Origin of the sequence: Fictibacillus barbaricus (assembly GCF_014635025.1) — a bacterium.
GTDB classification, from domain to species: Bacteria; Bacillota; Bacilli; order Bacillales; family Fictibacillaceae; genus Fictibacillus; species Fictibacillus barbaricus.
Window position 1 is genome coordinate 1258674 of record NZ_BMCE01000001.1, and the last position, 18754, is coordinate 1277427.

Genomic DNA, 18754 nt, shown 5'->3' on the forward strand with positions numbered 1-18754 from the left:
ACCTCCTAATTTGACTCATCGACCTTAAATTTAAAAAACATTAGGAGATGAAATGATGTCTACATTACGAGAAGAAGCACTACACATGCACCGCATACATCAAGGAAAGTTAGAATCAAAGTCAAAGGTACCCGTACGTAATGCAAAGGATTTAAGCCTTGCTTATTCTCCTGGTGTTGCAGAACCGTGTAAGGATATTTATGATGATAAATCCAAAGTCTATGACTATACGATGAAAGGAAACACAGTTGCTGTTGTTTCAGATGGAACGGCAGTATTAGGTCTAGGCAATATTGGGCCTGAAGCTGCGCTTCCTGTTATGGAAGGAAAGGCTGTTCTTTTTAAAAGTTTTGCTGGGGTTGATGCATTCCCAATCTGTTTAAGTTCAACAGATGTGGATAAAATTGTTGAAACAGTTAAATTACTCGAGCCGACATTTGGAGGAGTAAATTTAGAAGATATTGCAGCACCTAATTGTTTCGTAGTCGAAGAGCGTTTAAAGAAAGAAACAAATATTCCTATCTTCCATGATGATCAGCATGGAACAGCTATTGTTACGCTGGCTGGTCTCGTAAACGCACTGAAACTGACAGGACGTGAAATGTCTAAGATAAAAGTTGTTGTAAATGGTGCCGGAGCAGCTGGTATCGCGATTATTAAACTCCTAGACCGATTTGGCGTAAAAGATATCGTCATGTGTGATACTAAAGGTGCTATTTATGAAGACCGCCCATATGGAATGAACAGTGTTAAAAAGGAAGTAGCAAGATTTACAAATCGTTCAAAACAAGAAGGTACTCTTGCTGATGTAATCAGTGGAACAGATGTATTTGTAGGGGTTTCTGTAGAGGGTGCTCTTACAAAAGCGATGGTAGAATCCATGAACCCTGAACCGATTATCTTCGCGATGGCTAACCCTAATCCGGAAATTATGCCGCATGAAGCACGTGAAGCAGGAGCAATGGTAATTGGAACTGGACGTTCTGATTTCCCGAACCAAGTGAATAACGTGCTTGCATTTCCAGGTATCTTCCGTGGTGCTCTTGATGTAAGAGCAACTCACATCAACGAAGAGATGAAAATTGCAGCTGTACATGCGATTGCTAATCTTGTAAATCCTGTAGAATTAAGTGCAGAATACGTGATCCCTGCACCGTTTGACCCTCGTGTTGCTCCAGCAGTTGCAGCAGCAGTTGCAACTGCTGCTATGGAGACAGGTGTTGCTAGAATACGTGTGAATCCAGAAGACATCGCTGAAAAGACAAAGAGACTTGCAATTATCGGAAAAGATGAATGAAACCGGTAGAGGAGAGAGGGATGTCTGTCCAGCCTACCGAAAAAGTATATATTGAAATTCTTAAACAAATTAAAGCCATTATTGTAGAAGACGGCCTTCAAGCGGGTGACAAGCTCCCCTCCGAAAGGGAGCTTAGTGAGCGATTAAAAGTAGGAAGGTCGTCTGTTCGTGAAGCGCTAAGAGCTCTTGAGCTGCTAGGTTTGATTGAAACCAGAAGGGGAGAGGGCACTTTTATATGTGAAGCGACAGGACATAGGCTTGTTGAAGTATTGGCTTCCTTTATATTAAACGATAAAAAAGCAAGGAAAGATCTACAGGAAACCAGGCATATTGTCATTAAAGAGTGTACAGAGCTTGCGGTTTTAAGATGTGATTCTTCTAAGATCAGCAAACTTGAGAGTTTAATTCAGCAGATGGACAAAAGCGGTCAAGGCAAAATATATGAAGTCTGTAAGCAATTTGAAAAAATTGTGATTCAATCATGCGGCAATCATCTTCTTTATCGTTTATATGTGGAACTTACGGGTTATGGGTTATCATTGCAACGTACAAATTCATATTGGCCACCAGACTTATGTGAGGAAGTTCTTCAACTTCTTCAGCAAAAGAATGCCGTGAAGCTAACGAATTTGTTATCAAAACAAAACGATGCCCTTTATCGCATCGAATAGGTGGTGTTATTCATTCATGATCAAAGGTTTGTTTGTTAAAAAGAAAAAATATGCCACAATACCGACTGGTAAAGTAAAACAGGATGTACCTGAAGGAATAATGAGTAAATGTCCAGAGTGCAAGCACATCATGGTAACAAAAGAGCTAAGAAAAAATTTGCTTGTATGTCAGGCTTGTCAGTATCATTATCCGATGTCATCACAGGAACGAATTGCGGGTCTGATCGATGAGGGAACTTTTACGGAATATGATGCAGATATGATTTCAAAAAATCCTTTAGAATTTCCGGATTATGTAGAAAAACTTGAGAGTGACCGAAAGAAAACGAAGATAAACGAAGCTGTTGTTACCGGAGAAGGTCAGATTGATGGTCTGGATGTAACTTTGGCTGTTATGGATTCTCGTTTTAGAATGGGAAGCATGGGCTCAGTTGTTGGTGAGAAGATTACACGCGCTATTGAAAAGGCAATTGAGAACGAAAGGCCATTTATCATTTTTACAGCCTCAGGCGGTGCTAGGATGCAAGAGGGTGTTCTAAGTCTCATGCAGATGGCTAAAACAAGTGTAGCGCTTAAAAGGCTGAGCGATAGAGGGTTATTATTTATCTCTGTAATGACTCATCCGACAACAGGTGGGGTATCTGCTAGTTTTGCATCCGTGGGGGACTATAACTTTGCAGAACCAAAGGCTCTCATCGGTTTTGCTGGAAGAAGAATAATTGAACAAACGATCCGACAAGAATTACCCGAGGATTTTCAAACGGCTGAGTTTTTACTAAAACATGGACAGCTTGACGGTGTTATCCACCGCAGCCAAATGAAGAAAACATTAGGCACATTATTAAAGATTCATTCAGAAGGGAGGCGTTAAGCATGGCGGCAGAATTAGAATTTGAAAGACCGATACACGAACTTGAGAAGAAGATAGCAGAGCTGAAGTCTTTTATGGATGAGAAAGGTATTGATCTAACAGATGAGATTAAAAGGCTTGAAGAAAAATTGTCTAATCTGGAAAAAAGTACTTACTCAGATATGAAGCCTTGGGATCGTGTACAGATTGCCAGACATGCTGAACGTCCGACCACTCTTGATTATATAGGTTACCTTTTTTCCGACTTTATCGAACTGCATGGAGACCGTCTTTTCGGCGATGATGAGGCTATTGTAGGTGGAGTGGCTTTTTATAAAGATATTCCCGTTACAGTAATCGGACATCAAAGAGGCAAGGATACAAAAGAAAACTTGCGCCGTAACTTTGGTATGCCTCATCCTGAGGGATATCGCAAAGCTTTGCGCTTAATGAAGCAAGCTGAGAAGTTTAATAGACCTATCATTTGTTTTATTGATACAAAGGGTGCCTACCCCGGAAAAGCAGCAGAAGAAAGAGGACAGAGTGAAGCTATCGCTCGAAACCTTGTTGAAATGGCTGGACTAACTGTTCCTGTTATTTGTGTTGTGATCGGAGAAGGTGGAAGCGGCGGTGCGCTTGCACTTGGTGTAGGAAATTATGTGCATATGCTGGAGAATTCAACGTACTCTGTTATTTCACCAGAAGGTGCAGCGGCTATTCTATGGAAAGATGCTTCCCTTGCAAAAAAGGCAGCTGAATCTATGAGGATAACAGCTCCAGATTTAAAAGAATTGGGAATCATTGATGAAATTATTGAAGAAGTAAAAGGCGGAGCGCATAAAGATGCAAAACATCAAGCTGAGCTGATCGACCAGGTCTTGGAAACTTCTCTTCATTCTTTATTGGCTATGTCCCAGGAAGAGCTTATTAATCAGCGTTATGAAAAATATAAAAAAATCGGACAATTTGGGTTTGTAAACGATTCCATTGTTGTTAAATAGGGAATGTGCCTTTCCGCCTTAGGAAAGGCGCATTTTTTTGCCTATTGTTGTCTATTGTGTTCAACATTTGAACATGATATTTTAATAAGACGAGAGAACTAGAGAGGTGAAATGTTTCATGAAACGGATAGGAGTTCTAACTAGTGGTGGTGACTCACCTGGCATGAATGCTGCCATCCGAGCGGTTGTTAGAAAAGGGATCTACCATGACTTAGAAGTTTATGGGATATACAATGGTTATGCAGGACTAATTTCAGGGAATATAAAGAAACTAGAGTTAGGTTCTGTTGGAGATATTATACATCGGGGTGGCACAATGCTTCACTCAGCCCGCTGCCTGGAATTTAAAACACCAGAAGGTCAGCAAAAAGGCATTGAGCAGCTAAAGAAATTTGGCATTGAAGGATTGGTAGTAATCGGCGGAGATGGATCATTCCAAGGTGCGAAGAAGTTATCTGAGCAAGGATATCCTACAATTGGTGTTCCTGGTACGATTGATAATGACATCCCTGGAACTGATTTCACAATCGGTTTTGATACGGCATTAAACACGATTATTGATGCCATTGATAAGATTCGTGATACAGCAACCTCTCATGAGCGTACGTATATTATCGAGGTAATGGGACGGGATGCAGGAGACCTTGCTCTATGGGCTGGACTAGCTGATGGAGCTGAGACGATCCTAATTCCGGAAGAAGAACATAAGATGGAGCAGGTTGTTCAAAAGCTTCAAAGAGGACATGAACGCGGAAAGAAACACAGTATCATCATTGTTGCTGAAGGTTGCGGAAGCGGTGTAGATATCGCAAAAGAAATTGAGACACTTACCGGTTTCGAAACGAGAGTTACGGTTCTTGGACACATCCAGCGCGGCGGATCACCGACTGCTTTTGACCGAGTATTAGCAAGCCGTCTTGGTGCGCAAGCGGTTGAACTGTTGTTACAGGGCAAAGCTGGGCGTACAGTAGGTATTGAAAATAACAAACTTGTTGATTATGACATTACAGAAGTTTTATCCCAAAAACATTCGATTGACAAACAAATGTACAGATTATCTCAGGAATTATCCATATAATCCGCAAAAACAGCATCGCACGGCTGCAGGTTTCTGTATATCCCGTGCGATGCCTTCTTGCGAAAAAAGAAAAGAAAATCAGGAGGCCATTATATGATGCGCAAAACTAAAATCGTTTGTACAATAGGTCCTGCAAGCGAAAGCATAGATAAATTAAAAGAATTAATGAATGCTGGGATGAATGTTTCCCGTCTTAACTTTTCACATGGTGATTTTGAAGAGCATGGTCAACGAATCAAGAACATTCGTGAAGCATCTAAGGAGCTTGGCAAAACCGTTGCGATTCTTTTAGATACTAAAGGTCCTGAAATTCGTACACAAACACTTGAAGGCGGAGTTGCTGAGCTTGTGGCAGGAAACGAACTGATTGTTTCTATGGAAGAAGTTATTGGGAACGAAAAGAAAATCTCCGTAACATATCCTGGACTCGTGGAAGATGTTGGAGTGGGGTCTAGGATCCTTCTGGATGATGGTCTTATCGAGCTTGAAGTAACAGCGATCGGTCAGAATGAATTGACTACAAAGATCTTAAACTCAGGAACACTAAAAAACAAAAAAGGCGTTAATGTTCCAAATGTAAGTGTTAAGCTTCCAGGTATTACTGATAAAGATGCAAAAGATATTGAGTTTGGTATTGAGCAAGGTGTTGATTTCATTGCTGCTTCTTTCGTACGCCGTGCAACAGACGTACTTGAGATCCGCGAAATCCTAGACAAACACAATGCAAACCATATTCAAATTATCCCTAAGATCGAGAACCAAGAAGGGGTAGATAACATCGATGAAATTCTTGCTGTATCTGACGGCTTAATGGTAGCTCGTGGGGATCTAGGTGTAGAAATTCCCGCTGAAGAAGTTCCGCTTGTACAAAAAATGCTGATCAAGAAATGTAATGAGCTTGGAAAACCAGTTATTACAGCTACACAAATGTTAGATTCTATGCAGCGTAACCCTCGTCCTACACGTGCGGAAGCAAGTGACGTAGCAAACGCTATCTTTGACGGAACTGACGCAATCATGTTATCTGGTGAAACAGCTGCAGGTAATTATCCTGTAGAAGCGGTTCTTACGATGCACAAGATCGCAAGCCGTGCTGAAAGTTCACTAAACTATAAGACACTTCTTTCTTCTAAGAGCAAGGAAAGCAAGACGACGATTACAGATGCGATCTCACAATCTGTGTCATTTACTGCCCTTAATTTAGATGCGGATGCAGTGATCACGGCAACTGAAAAAGGACAAACGGCTCGCATGATCTCAAAATACCGTCCTAAGGCACCAATCATCGCTGTTACAAGCAATGAAGATGTTTGCCGTAAACTCGCACTCGTTTGGGGTGTTACACCTGTTAAAGGTGAAAAGGCTGGAACAACGGATGAAATGTTCCAGATCGCGATTGATTCTGCATTAAAGGCAAACGCGGTTCATCATGGCAACCTTGTTGTTATTACTGCTGGTGTTCCAGTTGGTGAATCAGGTTCTACTAACTTAATGAAGGTTCACATTATTGGGGATGTACTTGCAAGAGCTCAAGGTATTGGCCAATCATCTGCATCAGGTAAAGTTATAGTGGCTAAAACAGCACAAGAAGCTATGGAGAAGATGACAGAAGGTGCCATTCTCGTTACGGTTGGCACAGACCGTGATATGATGCCTGCGTTTGAAAAAGCTGCAGCTGTTATTACGGAAGAGGGCGGCTTAACAAGCCATGCTGCTGTTTGCGGTGTATCTTTAAGCATCCCTGTTATTGTTGGACTTCAAAATGCAACTGAAATCTTTAAAGATGGACAAGAGATCACAATTGATGCCTCTGTTGGTTACATCTATGATGGAAGAAAGAATGTTATCTAAGATAAGGAAAAAGAGAAGGAAATGAAACCTTCTCTTTTTTTTACGTAGATCTATATAAATGAGAGAGACAAAGAAGGAACATTTATCAACAACGGAATTTGTCTCATATTTTTGTCTTCTGAAAGCGGTGAAAAATATGTTCCGAGTTCTACTATTTATTTTTATACTTGTTCCAGCAATCGAAGTAAGCATATTTATTTTGGCAGGCCAGTATATGGGTATTCCGGCAACAATAGTATGCATATTGTTTACTGGGATTCTAGGGGCATACTTGGCCAAAAAAGAAGGAACAGAAACGCTCAAACGCGCTAAGTTGCAGATGGAAAGCGGACAGGTGCCAGGTGATGCTGTACTAGATGGTGCTTGTATTCTAGTGGGTGGTGCGCTGTTATTAACACCAGGATTTTTAACGGATTTTATTGGATTTGCACTGCTGTTTCCTCCGATTCGAAAGCTGGCTAAATATTGGCTAAAAGCGAAGCTCTATCATAAAATAAAATCAGGTCAGTTTTATTTCATTAAAAGACCCTGAAGAAAAAAACAAAGAACGCTGCTATCTTTTTTTTACGCAGTCGTTCTTTTTATTTGTGTATTGGTTTTATGATGAACTGATAAATTTCATGGAAGAACTTAGCTTCGTAGAGAGCTCGGATAATGACCAGAATTACTGGTCCTATAATCAATCCGACAAATCCGAATAACTGAAAACCCGCAAAGAGAGCCACTAATGTTGCTAGCGGATCAAGTCCAATTGTTTTCGATAATAGTTTTGGCTCCATGATTTGTCTTTGTATAACAACGATACCATATAGTATAGATAATCCTATTGTTAGCGTATAGTTGCCTGTTAAGAAACAATAGGCGATCCAAGGCAAAAAAACTGCACCCGTACCAAGGTATGGGAGTAGATCAATAGCTCCGATCAACACAGAGATCGTTACAGCATAATCAATACGCAGGATAAGGAGTCCGACTAAAACGATGCAGGCGGTTATCGAGATTAAAGTAAGCTGTGCTTTTAAAAAACCGAACAATGCTTTTCGAAGTTCAATATAAACAGTTTTAACAGTAAGGGTTAATTTATCTGGAAATATGGCAGTGAGAAAACCGGTTAATCTGTACCAGTCCTTACTAATGAAAAAGGCTGCTAAAAGAGAAAAAATAAACACGGTCAGAAAGGTTGGCAAGCTTACAATCATTAAGGAAACACTATTAATGATCGTTTGTGTAATACTTGTGAAGTTAGTTGTGATGCTGTCGCCTATCTTCTCAATATTGTCCATGACCGTTTCTTGCTGATCTGTACCTAGCTTGCTGTAAATAGAAAGCAAATCATGATACAACGGAAGAACGTTCGTCTTAAACGAGTTTTCAAAATAGAACACAAGCTCCTGAATATAAGCAGGCAGTTCATGAGCAATATAAGCAAATCCAGTCATCATCTCCTGAATAAGCAATGTTAGAAGCAGCACTAATACACCAAGAAGAACGAATATGGAGAAAATGACGGCAAGAGCTCTGTTCATTTTAAATCTGTAAGCCAAAAACCCTACAAGCGGATTAATGGCCAATGCAATGATAGCTCCTGCAATAAAGGGATAAAGGATTCCAGATACATAATAACCAGTAAGAATAAGAGCTGCAGCGAAAAAAAGGATAAGCAATAGACGGATTAATCGCTGTATCAGTTCGGGATGCACCGTGTTCACCTGCTTTCTTAATACCTAGACCAGAAAGGATTTATAATATGGAGCCATATCTTTTTTTAATTGGGTTACTAGTCATAGGAATCATCGCTAAAAATCAGTCTTTAATGATAGCAGTCGTATTTTTGTTAGTGCTGAAATTCACAGGATTAGGTGAAAAATGGTTCTCGCTTATTCAGCAAAAGGGAATAAATTGGGGAGTTACCATTATTACAATTGCCGTTTTAGTACCGATCGTTTCTGGTGAGATAGGTTTTAAACAACTATCGGAATCTCTTCGCTCACCTTATGCATGGATCGCTCTCTTATCAGGGATATTCGTTGCAGTTATCGCAAGCAGAGGGCTTCACTTGCTTCAGAATGATCCTCATATTACAGCAGCTTTAGTCTTAGGTACGATACTTGCAGTGGCTCTGTTTAAAGGTGTCGCTGTAGGACCTTTAATCGGTGCAGGAATTGCTTATCTGGCTATGAAGATAGTTGGGATCATTACGGGTTCATGACGCTACTGGCACGAATTAAGCGATATTCGTTCACAAATATCAGATTATTGTTTATAATTGATGTGTATGTCCCATTTCCTTTAAATAGTCTTTCATTTTTCAAGTCTCAGTTTTGAGATTAAAAAGCCGGAAGCAGTACTCTTGTTCCGCCTTTTTTTAAACAAGAAAAATGTAAGCTCTTTCTATTTTTAAAAAAATGAAACAATTAAAGGAGAAGAGAGAATAACAGAAAAAAGGAGAGATAGCCATGACAGCTACAAGAGGATTAGAAGGAATTGTTGCAACAACATCTTCTGTCAGCTCCATCATTGACGATGTATTAACCTATAGAGGGTATAGCATTGATGACTTAGCTGAACATGCAACTTTTGAGGAAGTTGTGTACTTGCTTTGGAATGGTAAACTGCCTAACCAATCTGAATTAGATCAATTTAAATCAGAACTTGCAGAGGCAAGTGAGCTGCCTGCAGAATTGTTGGAACAAATGAAATCGCTTCCTTTGAAGAATGCACATTCTATGACAGTTTTACGTACGATCGTGTCAACACTGGCGATGTATGATAAAGATGCAGAGGATATGTCTACGGAAGGAAACTATAAAAAGGCCATCCGTCTTCAGGCACAGATGTCTTCACTTGTGACGGCATTTGCACGTATTAGAGAAGGAAAAGATCCGATTGCTCCTAAAAAAGAACTGAGCTATGCTGCTAACTTCCTATATATGCTTACAGGCAAAGAGCCTGATGAAATTTCTGAAACAGCTTTTAACAAAGCGTTGGTATTACATGCTGACCATGAACTTAACGCATCTACCTTCACTGCACGTGTTTGTGTAGCAACACTTTCTGATATCTATTCAGGAATTACCGCTGCAATCGGTGCACTAAAAGGACCACTTCACGGTGGAGCAAACGAACAAGTAATGAAGATGCTTTCTGAAATCGGTGAAGAAGCAAACGTTGATTCTTACTTGGAGCAAGCGATTGAAAACAAGCAGAAGATCATGGGCTTTGGCCACCGTGTATACAAGAATGGCGACCCGCGTGCGAAGCACTTGCGTGAAATGTCTAAGCAGCTGACTTCCATTACGGGTGAAGAAAAATGGTATACGATGAGCGTAAAGATTGAAGACACATTAAAGCAGAAAAAAGGCTTGCTACCAAACGTAGATTTTTATTCTGCAAGTGTTTATCACAGCTTAGGTATCGACCATGACTTGTTTACACCAATTTTTGCGATCAGCCGTGTATCTGGTTGGATTGCACACATTTTAGAACAATACGAGAACAATCGTCTGATCCGTCCTCGTGCTGAATATATCGGTCCAGATAAGCAGCAATATGTTGCTTTAGATCAAAGATAAAGTAAAAACAAAAGGATTTTCATAAAAAGAGAAGGGATTCTTCTTCTCTTTTCCCTATGTTTTTTAGTAGACTAGTAAAGTACATGCATTTGAAGAAATAGGAGGAATTTAGATATGTCTAACGGAGATCGTATTACAGTTGACAACGGAGTGTTGAACGTACCAAACCAGCCAGTCATCCCTTTCATCGAAGGTGACGGAACTGGACCAGATATTTGGGCTGCTGCTTCACGTGTATTAGAAGCTGCTGTTGAAAAAGCATATAACGGTGAGAAAAAGATCGTGTGGAAAGAAGTTCTTGCTGGAGAAAAAGCCTTCAACCAAACTGGCGAATGGCTTCCTTCCGAAACACTTGATGTGATTCGCGATTACATAATTGCGATTAAAGGACCACTAACTACTCCTGTAGGCGGAGGAATCCGTTCTTTAAACGTAGCATTAAGACAAGAATTGGACCTGTTTACTTGCTTGCGTCCTGTCCAGTACTTTAAAGGGGTTCCTTCACCGGTAAAGCGCCCTGAAGATACAAACATGGTCATCTTCCGTGAAAATACTGAAGATATCTATGCAGGTATCGAGTATGCGAGCGGATCTGATGAAGTGAAAAAACTAATCCAATTCCTTCAAGACGAAATGGGTGTTAATAAGATCCGTTTCCCTGAGACTTCAGGTATCGGAATCAAGCCAGTTTCTTCTGAAGGTACACAGCGTCTTGTGCGTGCTGCTATCCAATACGCGATCAACGAAGGCCGTAAGAGCGTAACGCTTGTTCATAAAGGAAACATCATGAAGTATACAGAAGGTGCTTTCAAGAACTGGGGCTATGAGCTGGCTGAAGCTGAATTCGGAGACAAAGTATTCACTTGGGCTCAATATGACCGCATCGCTGAAGAAAGCGGTAAAGATGCAGCAAACAAAGCTCAAGCTGATGCTGAAGCTGCAGGGAAAATTATCGTTAAAGATTCAATCGCTGATATCTTCTTACAACAAATCTTAACTCGCCCGGCTGAGTTTGATGTAGTTGCAACGATGAACTTGAACGGTGACTACATTTCAGACGCACTTGCTGCACAAGTTGGAGGAATCGGTATTGCTCCTGGAGCAAACATTAACTATGAAACTGGACATGCTATCTTTGAAGCCACTCATGGTACTGCACCGAAATATGCAGGTCTTGATAAAGTAAACCCTTCATCAGTTATTCTTTCAGGTGTCCTTATGTTAGAACATTTAGGATGGAATGAGGCTGCTAAACTTGTTTTATCTTCTATGGAAAACACGATTGCAAGTAAAGTGGTAACATATGACTTTGCTCGTCTAATGGATGGTGCTACTGAAGTTAAATGTTCTGAGTTCGCGGACGAACTAATTAAGAATATGTAAGCTTCCCCCCCTTTTATAAGGGGGCTTCTCTAGACAATGAAATGATGACGTTTTCTATAATGTTCCTGGAGGGAAAGACATGGCTAACAAACGTAAAAAGATTTCAGTTATTGGCGGAGGATTTACCGGAGCAACAACGGCATTCATTTTAGGGCAAAAAGAAGTTGGGGACGTTGTATTAGTAGATATCCCTCAAATGGAAAACCCTACAAAAGGTAAAGCTTTAGATATGATGGAGGCAAGTCCTGTTCAAGGGTTTGACGCTGCGATTACAGGTACTAGTGATTACGCAGATACAGCTGGATCTGATGTAGTTGTTATCACTGCTGGTATCGCACGTAAGCCTGGAATGAGCCGTGATGACCTAGTGAATACGAACGCAGGAATCATGAAAAGTGTAACGAAGGAGATTGTTAAGCATTCTCCAGATTGTACGATCATTGTATTAACAAACCCTGTTGATGCCATGACTTACACTGTTTTAAAAGAGTCAGGTTTCCCTAAGAACCGTGTAATCGGTCAATCTGGAATCTTGGATACAGCTCGTTTCCGTACATTCGTGGCAATGGAATTAAACTTATCAGTAAAAGACGTGACTGGTTTTGTTCTTGGCGGGCACGGAGACGATATGGTTCCATTAGTTCGTTATTCCTATGCTGGCGGAATTCCATTAGAAAAATTGATCTCTAAAGATCGCCTTGATGCCATTGTAGAGCGTACGCGTAAAGGCGGCGGTGAAATCGTTAACTTGTTAGGTAATGGTTCCGCTTATTACGCTCCGGCTGCATCATTAGTTGAGATGGTAGAAGCGATCGTTAAGGACCAACGCAGAGTCCTTCCGTCAATCGCTTATTTAGAAGGTGAATACGGCTATGAAGGAATCTGCCTTGGGGTTCCTACAATACTTGGCGGAAACGGTCTTGAGGAAATCATTGAACTTGAGCTGACTGCTGAAGAGAAATCAGCTCTTGATCAATCTGCTGCATCTGTAAAATCAGTAATGAATGTATTAGCATAAGCATGTGAAAGATTCGGGTACTCCCCGAATCTTTTCTCCTATAAATATGAAAGCGCTATCATGAAGAAGAAGGAGGAGTTTAAATGCTGATAGGAAAGAAAAGAAAACTTGGACGAAAAATTAATGAGATTCAAGCCGGTGAGAAGCTGGAGATGCAAGAGACGATTGAGGATAAAGATCTTCTTCTGTATCTAGGCTTAACAAACGATAATAACCCTTTATTTATACAGCATGACTATGCCACACTAACACCTTTTAAAAAGCCGATGGTGCCGCAGATCATGTTAATGGGAATGGTTACTTCTGCTGTTTCTAAGTACTTGCCAGGCCCAGGAAGTTCTATCATTGAGTCGCAATTTACTTTTATCAAACCGGTTTATCATTATTCAAAACTTACTTTTCTATTTGAAATAACAGAAGTAGATAGAGATAATCATGTTGCACATATGGAAGTAACTGCAAAAAATGAAGAAGGAATGGAAGTGCTGCAGAGTCGCTTAAAAGTATGTCCTCCATATGCCCCAAAATCTATCACATCAAATACGATGGAAAACTTTTAAACCCTCCAATTTGGAGGGTTTATTTAATTGGAATGTAAACGCAATGTAAACCTTATGTAAAGCGAGTGTGAAAATTTGGCGATTTTTGTACACACTAATAAAAAAATAGTATGATAAATTTGTACAAGTCGTAAAAAGGTGGGAATTTGAATGAGCCAAAAGTTACTCGTTGTAGAAGACGAAATTTCGATCTCAACATTGTTGCAATTTAACCTAGAACAAGCAGGATTTCAAGTAGTAACGGCAATGGATGGCAAGAGCGGATTAGAGAAAGCAGAAAGTGAATTACCTAATCTGATTATTTTAGATCTCATGCTGCCAGAAATGGACGGGCTGGAAGTTTGCAAGGAGCTTCGTCTAAGAAAATTAAATATTCCTATTCTCATGTTAACGGCTAGAGATGATGAATTCGATAAAGTTTTAGGCCTTGAGTTAGGTGCTGATGACTATATGACAAAACCTTTTAGTCCAAGAGAAGTTGTTGCCAGAGTGAAAGCAATTCTTCGCAGGACTGCATCAGTAAATACAGATTCTGAAAAACAAAAAGACGAAGTAGAGCATCTCCGAATTGGGGAAGTAGATATCTATCCAGAGAACTATGAAGCTTACTTTAAAGAAAAAGCACTTGAATTAACACCAAAGGAATTTGAGCTTCTCGTCTATCTGGCAAGACACAAGAGCCGTGTGCTTTCCAGGGAGCAACTTTTATCTGCAGTATGGAACTATGATTTTGTCGGTGATACCCGAATCGTTGATGTGCACATCAGTCACCTACGTGAAAAGATTGAAAGTAACACGCGAAAACCTGTATATATTAAAACGATTAGAGGATTAGGTTATAAATTAGAGGAGCCTCAATAATGCATGATTTTAAAAACCGGGTACTTACTTTCTTTCTGCTCGGTATTTTACTTGTCTTTATCCTGCTTGCTCTAATTATGGGGAACATTGTTCATCATAGTGTAAAAGAGAAACGAATGGAGTTTTATACAGGAGAACTAAGATTAATTGAACAAGTCCTAAAGACCGAGGACCAAGAATCAAATATAACTAATTTACTTAGAGCGGCATCTAAAGATCTAAAAGGTGAGATTTATGTTCTTGATGCTGACTGGAACGTGAAATATACGTCAGACGGTGATAGTCCAAGGAATATGGCATCTTATTATTCAGATCGTAAACAAGTCTCAGATCAAAGCCTTGTCCAAAAAAATGAAGAAGGCAAAATGTATTATACGTTAAGAAAGAAAGATGAGTCAGGGTATATACAGTTTGCAATTCCAGAAGGCGCAGCTGAATCTGATGAAAGATCAATTTGGATCATGATGTCGATTGGTTTTTTGATTTGTTTTATTATTATTCTTTATGTTTCGATCAAGGTCATTCATAAGATCGTCAGGCCGGTTGAGGAGGCAACACAAACCGCAAAGGAACTGGCTAAAGGGAATTTTAAAGTAAGGACATATGAGTACTATGGTGAAGATATTGGAGAGTTAAACTACTCATTGAACGTGTTGGCCCGTAATCTGGAAAAAATGACGAAATCTCAGGAATCACAGCATGATCGACTGATCACTTTGATTGAAAATATGGGCAGCGGTTTGATCTTAATTGATTCAAACGGCTATATCAATTTAGTAAATAAAGCATTCAAGGAATTGTTTAAGGAACATGCTGATTATTGGACAGGGCATCTTTTCTATGAAGTATTTCCCCATGCCTCCATTAAAGATATCGTAAAAGAGACCTATTTAACAGAAAAGAATGTAAGGAAAACTACTGTTATTCCCATTCATATAGAAAGAAAACACTTTGATGTTTACAGTGCACCCGTATTGAATGTTAAAGGCAAGTTAAAAGGAATCGTTCTTGTATTTCACGACATTACGGAACTCAAGAAACTAGAACAAGTAAGAAAAGACTTTGTCGCTAATGTTTCACATGAGCTTAAGACTCCTATCACCTCTTTAAAAGGATTTGCTGAAACCCTTTTAGACGGTGCCGGAGAAAATGAAGAGTTTCGAAATAAATTTCTCACGATCATTTTAAATGAAAGTGACAGGCTGCAGGCGTTGATACAAGATCTCCTCGATCTATCAAAAAGTGAACAAGGATTTCGTTTAGATACGCAATCCATTGATCTTGCTTCTTTAGTGAAAGAAACAGTAGAAATTTTGCATCCAAAAGCTGAAAAGAAAGAAATATCTCTTTCAGTTAACGTTTTTGGAGACACACTAATGGAAGGAGATCCGCCACGATTGAAACAGATCATTATTAATCTTGTTTCAAACAGTTTAACGTATACACCAGCGGGCGGCTCCGTATTTGTAATTGTGGAAGAACAGGACAAACACATTAAATTTATGGTTAAAGATACGGGGATTGGCATTAAGGAAAGTGAGATACCTCGTATTTTTGAGCGATTCTACCGCGTGGATAAAGCAAGGAGCAGAAATTCAGGTGGAACCGGATTGGGATTAGCTATAGTAAAACATCTAGTGGAAGCTCATCAAGGGACGATCGATGTGCAAAGTAACCCAGGTGAAGGCTCTCAGTTTACGATTTTATTCCCCAAAAAATAGAGATATAAGATTTACAAATCCTTTACACCCTTGTTGTCTTTAGTTAATAGAAAAGGCTTACTATAAAAGTATCCTTTTTCAGTACCCCCTTAGCGAGAATCTATTAGATTCTCGCCTTTTTTTATACATCTTACTCTTCTGGTTACTATTTTTTGTTTCTATTAGCCGGCATGATACAATAGATAGAAGAGAAATGCCTTCAGGAGGTTACGGACTTGGGAAAATCAAATAAATTAGTATTAATTGATGGTAATAGTATTGCGTATCGTGCTTTTTTTGCATTGCCCCTTTTAAATAACGATAAAGGTGTTTATACGAACGCTGTATACGGATTTACACAAATGCTTTTAAAGATACTGGAGGATGAGAAGCCAACACATATGCTGGTTGCTTTTGATGCAGGAAAAACAACCTTCCGCCATAAGACGTTTGGCGAATATAAAGGCGGACGTCAAAAAACACCACCAGAACTGTCTGAACAGTTTCCTTTTATCAGGCAGCTATTAGATGCGTTTCAGATTAAGCGATATGAACTTGAGAACTACGAAGCAGACGACATTATTGGAACACTCGCATCGCATGCTGCTGATGGTGACTGGGATGTGAAAGTATTTACAGGTGACAAAGACTTATTGCAGCTCGTAACGCCGGATGTTGAAGTTGTTCTGACGAGAAAAGGGATTACCGAGGTAGAGGCTTATACAGTCGAACAAGTAAATGAAAGATATGGAATTACACCAGATCAGATTATTGACATGAAAGGTCTAATGGGGGATCCATCTGATAACATCCCCGGGGTGCCAGGTGTTGGTGAAAAAACGGCTATAAAGCTTATAAAGCAATTTGGTTCCATAGAAAAAGTATTGGATTCAATTGATGGCATTTCTGGAGCTAAGCTTAAAGAACGTTTAACCGAGAACAAAGACCAGGCTCTAATGAGTAAAGAACTTGCTACAATAACAAAAGAAGCACCCGTAGAAATTAGCTTAGATGAAACAAACTATAAAGGGTTTGAAAACTCCCTTGTCTTTCCTCTTTTTAAAGAGCTTGGATTCAACTCCTTGCTCGAACGATTAGGCGGGGACGAGGAAATTCCTCAAGAAACAGAAAAAGAAGAGCTTACTTATAAGAATGCAACTTCCATTGAACCTGATATGCTGAAGAGTCCTTCATCCCTAGTTGTTGAGACACTTACAGAAGATTATCATAAAGCTAAAATTCACGGATTTGCACTTAGCAATGAAAGCGGGACGTTTTATATTTCTTCAAATCTTGCAGAGAAATCTGAGGATTTTAAAGCATGGCTCGAAGATGAAAACCAGAAAAAGAAAATGTTTGACGCAAAAAGAGCTCACGTGGCACTTCACGGCCAGGGAATTACCCTTAATGGAATTGAATTTGATGTACAATTGGCTTCTTATCTACTTAACCCATCTGAATCCCTTGATGACGTAGCGGATGTGGCAAAGCAATATGGTAAGTTAAACGTGGACGCCAATGAAGCGGTTTATGGAAAAGGTGCGAAGAAAAAGCTCCCAGAAGAAGATGTTCTAGCTGAGCATCTGAGCAGAAAAGCACATACCATCTTCCGGTTAAGTGATATTTTAGCTGAAAAGTTGAAAGAGAATGAACAAAGTGATCTTTTCTATCACCTTGAGATGCCTTTAGCACTCGTATTAGCGAAGATGGAAGAGTACGGAGTCAAGGTTAAAGCAGATACACTTCAAAAGATGGGAACTGATCTAGAATTACAAGTCACTTCATTGGAAAAAGAGATCCATGACCTTGCAGGAGTTGCATTTAATATCAATTCTCCTAAACAGCTTGGGGAAATCTTGTTTGAGAAATTGAACCTTCCTGCAATCAAAAAGACAAAAACTGGCTACTCTACATCGGTTGATGTATTAGAAAAATTAGAAGGAAAGCATGAAATCATAAACAAAATTCTTATTTATCGTCAACTTGGTAAACTGAAATCAACGTATATTGAAGGTTTATTAAAGGTTGTAAAAGAAGATACAGGGAGAATTCATACGCGATTTAACCAAGTGTTGGCTCAAACAGGAAGACTAAGTTCTATAGATCCAAACCTGCAAAACATTCCAATTCGATTAGAAGCAGGAAGAAAAATCAGACATGCCTTTGTTGCATCTAAGCCAGGATGGAAGATACTTGCCGCTGATTATTCTCAAATTGAACTTCGAGTACTTGCGCATATCTCTCAAGATGAGAATTTGATAGAAGCTTTCAAAACTGAGATGGATGTTCATACCAAAACAGCGATGGATGTCTTTCATGTAGAAGAAGGCGAAGTAACGTCTGAGATGAGAAGACATGCTAAAGCAGTTAACTTTGGTATTGTTTATGGTATCAGTGATTATGGTTTATCTCAAAGTCTAGGAATTACAAGAAAAGAAGCAGGGGAATTTATCAAGTCCTATTTAGAAAGTTTTCCTGGTGTACAGCAATATATGAAAGACAGCATCACCGATGCCAAACAGAATGGGTATGTTTCGACACTGCTGCATAGACGCCGTTATTTACCGGAAATTAATAGCAGAAACTTTAACCTTCGAAGTTTTGCAGAGCGAACAGCGATGAATACACCGATCCAGGGAACAGCAGCTGATATCATTAAAAAAGCGATGGTAGATATGGATCAACGCTTAAGTGAAGAAAAGCTGGAAGCAAAGATGCTGCTTACTGTACATGATGAACTTATTTTTGAAGTGCCTGAAGAAGAACTACAAAAACTTGAACAGATTGTTTGTGAGGTAATGGAACAAGCCGTTGAATTGGATGTTCCTCTAAAAGTGGATGTGAACTGGGGAGATTCCTGGTTTGAAGCAAAATAAATAATAAACAGCATCCTCATGAATAATGGGGTGCTG

At 39.7% G+C, this 18754-nt stretch carries 16 protein-coding genes; 15 read left to right on the top strand and 1 reads right to left on the bottom strand.

Features of this window, described 5'->3' with window-relative positions; genetic code table 11:
- Nucleotides 1–55 precede the first annotated feature (55 nt).
- The 7 genes from ystJ (at nt 56) to IEV52_RS06165 (ending at nt 7280) form a co-directional block, all read left to right on the top strand.
- Nucleotides 56–1297: an NADP-dependent malic enzyme gene (gene ystJ / locus IEV52_RS06135; RefSeq protein WP_188401605.1), complete on the top strand. Its 1242-nt coding sequence runs from the start codon at nt 56–58 to the stop codon at nt 1295–1297.
- Nucleotides 1294–1968, top strand: coding sequence for a FadR/GntR family transcriptional regulator (locus IEV52_RS22650; protein WP_188401606.1), 675 nt, complete (start codon nt 1294–1296; stop codon nt 1966–1968). The genes ystJ and IEV52_RS22650 overlap by 4 nt, the downstream gene beginning before the upstream one ends.
- 16 nt (nt 1969–1984) lie before the next feature.
- On the top strand, nt 1985–2839 hold the full coding sequence (gene accD / locus IEV52_RS06145) for an acetyl-CoA carboxylase, carboxyltransferase subunit beta (RefSeq protein ID WP_188401607.1): 855 nt from the start codon (nt 1985–1987) through the stop codon (nt 2837–2839).
- Nucleotides 2840–2841: 2 nt separating this feature from the next.
- Nucleotides 2842–3819 carry an acetyl-CoA carboxylase carboxyl transferase subunit alpha gene (gene accA, locus IEV52_RS06150; protein ID WP_188401608.1) on the top strand — a complete coding sequence of 326 codons (978 nt, stop codon included), beginning with the start codon at nt 2842–2844 and terminating at the stop codon, nt 3817–3819.
- Nucleotides 3820–3937: 118 nt separating this feature from the next.
- Nucleotides 3938–4897: a 6-phosphofructokinase gene (pfkA, locus tag IEV52_RS06155; protein ID WP_188401609.1), complete on the top strand. Its 960-nt coding sequence runs from the start codon at nt 3938–3940 to the stop codon at nt 4895–4897.
- Nucleotides 4898–4993: 96 nt separating this feature from the next.
- Nucleotides 4994–6748, top strand: coding sequence for a pyruvate kinase (pyk, locus tag IEV52_RS06160; RefSeq protein WP_188402270.1), 1755 nt, complete (start codon nt 4994–4996; stop codon nt 6746–6748).
- A gap of 58 nt (nt 6749–6806) precedes the next feature.
- On the top strand, nt 6807–7280 hold the full coding sequence (locus tag IEV52_RS06165) for an FxsA family protein (protein ID WP_229754204.1): 474 nt from the start codon (nt 6807–6809) through the stop codon (nt 7278–7280).
- 49 nt (nt 7281–7329) lie between these two features.
- Here IEV52_RS06165 and ytvI read toward each other — a convergent pair whose 3' ends face one another.
- Nucleotides 7330–8448 (bottom strand): sporulation integral membrane protein YtvI, encoded by a 1119-nt coding sequence (gene ytvI, locus IEV52_RS06170; RefSeq protein ID WP_188401610.1) that lies wholly within the window; start codon nt 8446–8448, stop codon nt 7330–7332.
- A gap of 47 nt (nt 8449–8495) precedes the next feature.
- Here ytvI and IEV52_RS06175 point away from each other — a divergent pair, with 47 nt between their 5' ends.
- The 8 genes from IEV52_RS06175 to polA all read left to right on the top strand — a co-directional run bounded on the left by IEV52_RS06175 (nt 8496) and on the right by polA (nt 18718).
- The gene (locus IEV52_RS06175) at nt 8496–8957 is read left to right on the top strand and encodes a DUF441 domain-containing protein (protein ID WP_188401611.1); all 462 of its coding nucleotides are present in this window, start codon (nt 8496–8498) and stop codon (nt 8955–8957) included.
- 247 nt (nt 8958–9204) lie between these two features.
- Nucleotides 9205–10320: a citrate synthase gene (citZ, locus tag IEV52_RS06180; protein WP_188401612.1), complete on the top strand. Its 1116-nt coding sequence runs from the start codon at nt 9205–9207 to the stop codon at nt 10318–10320.
- Nucleotides 10321–10434: 114 nt separating this feature from the next.
- Nucleotides 10435–11703, top strand: a complete 1269-nt coding sequence (gene icd, locus IEV52_RS06185) for an NADP-dependent isocitrate dehydrogenase (protein ID WP_188401613.1) — start codon at nt 10435–10437, stop codon at nt 11701–11703.
- A gap of 79 nt (nt 11704–11782) precedes the next feature.
- Entirely contained in the window at nt 11783–12721 is a 939-nt protein-coding gene (mdh, locus tag IEV52_RS06190; RefSeq protein ID WP_188401614.1) for a malate dehydrogenase, read from the top strand.
- A gap of 83 nt (nt 12722–12804) precedes the next feature.
- Entirely contained in the window at nt 12805–13281 is a 477-nt protein-coding gene (locus IEV52_RS06195) for a MaoC family dehydratase (RefSeq protein ID WP_188401615.1), read from the top strand.
- 150 nt (nt 13282–13431) lie between these two features.
- The gene (locus tag IEV52_RS06200; protein WP_188401616.1) at nt 13432–14142 is read left to right on the top strand and encodes a response regulator transcription factor; all 711 of its coding nucleotides are present in this window, start codon (nt 13432–13434) and stop codon (nt 14140–14142) included.
- Nucleotides 14142–15863: a two-component system histidine kinase PnpS gene (pnpS, locus tag IEV52_RS06205; RefSeq protein ID WP_188401617.1), complete on the top strand. Its 1722-nt coding sequence runs from the start codon at nt 14142–14144 to the stop codon at nt 15861–15863. Before IEV52_RS06200 ends, pnpS begins: the two co-directional genes overlap by 1 nt.
- 215 nt (nt 15864–16078) lie before the next feature.
- Nucleotides 16079–18718, top strand: a complete 2640-nt coding sequence (polA, locus tag IEV52_RS06210) for a DNA polymerase I (RefSeq protein WP_188401618.1) — start codon at nt 16079–16081, stop codon at nt 18716–18718.
- Nucleotides 18719–18754 lie beyond the last annotated feature (36 nt).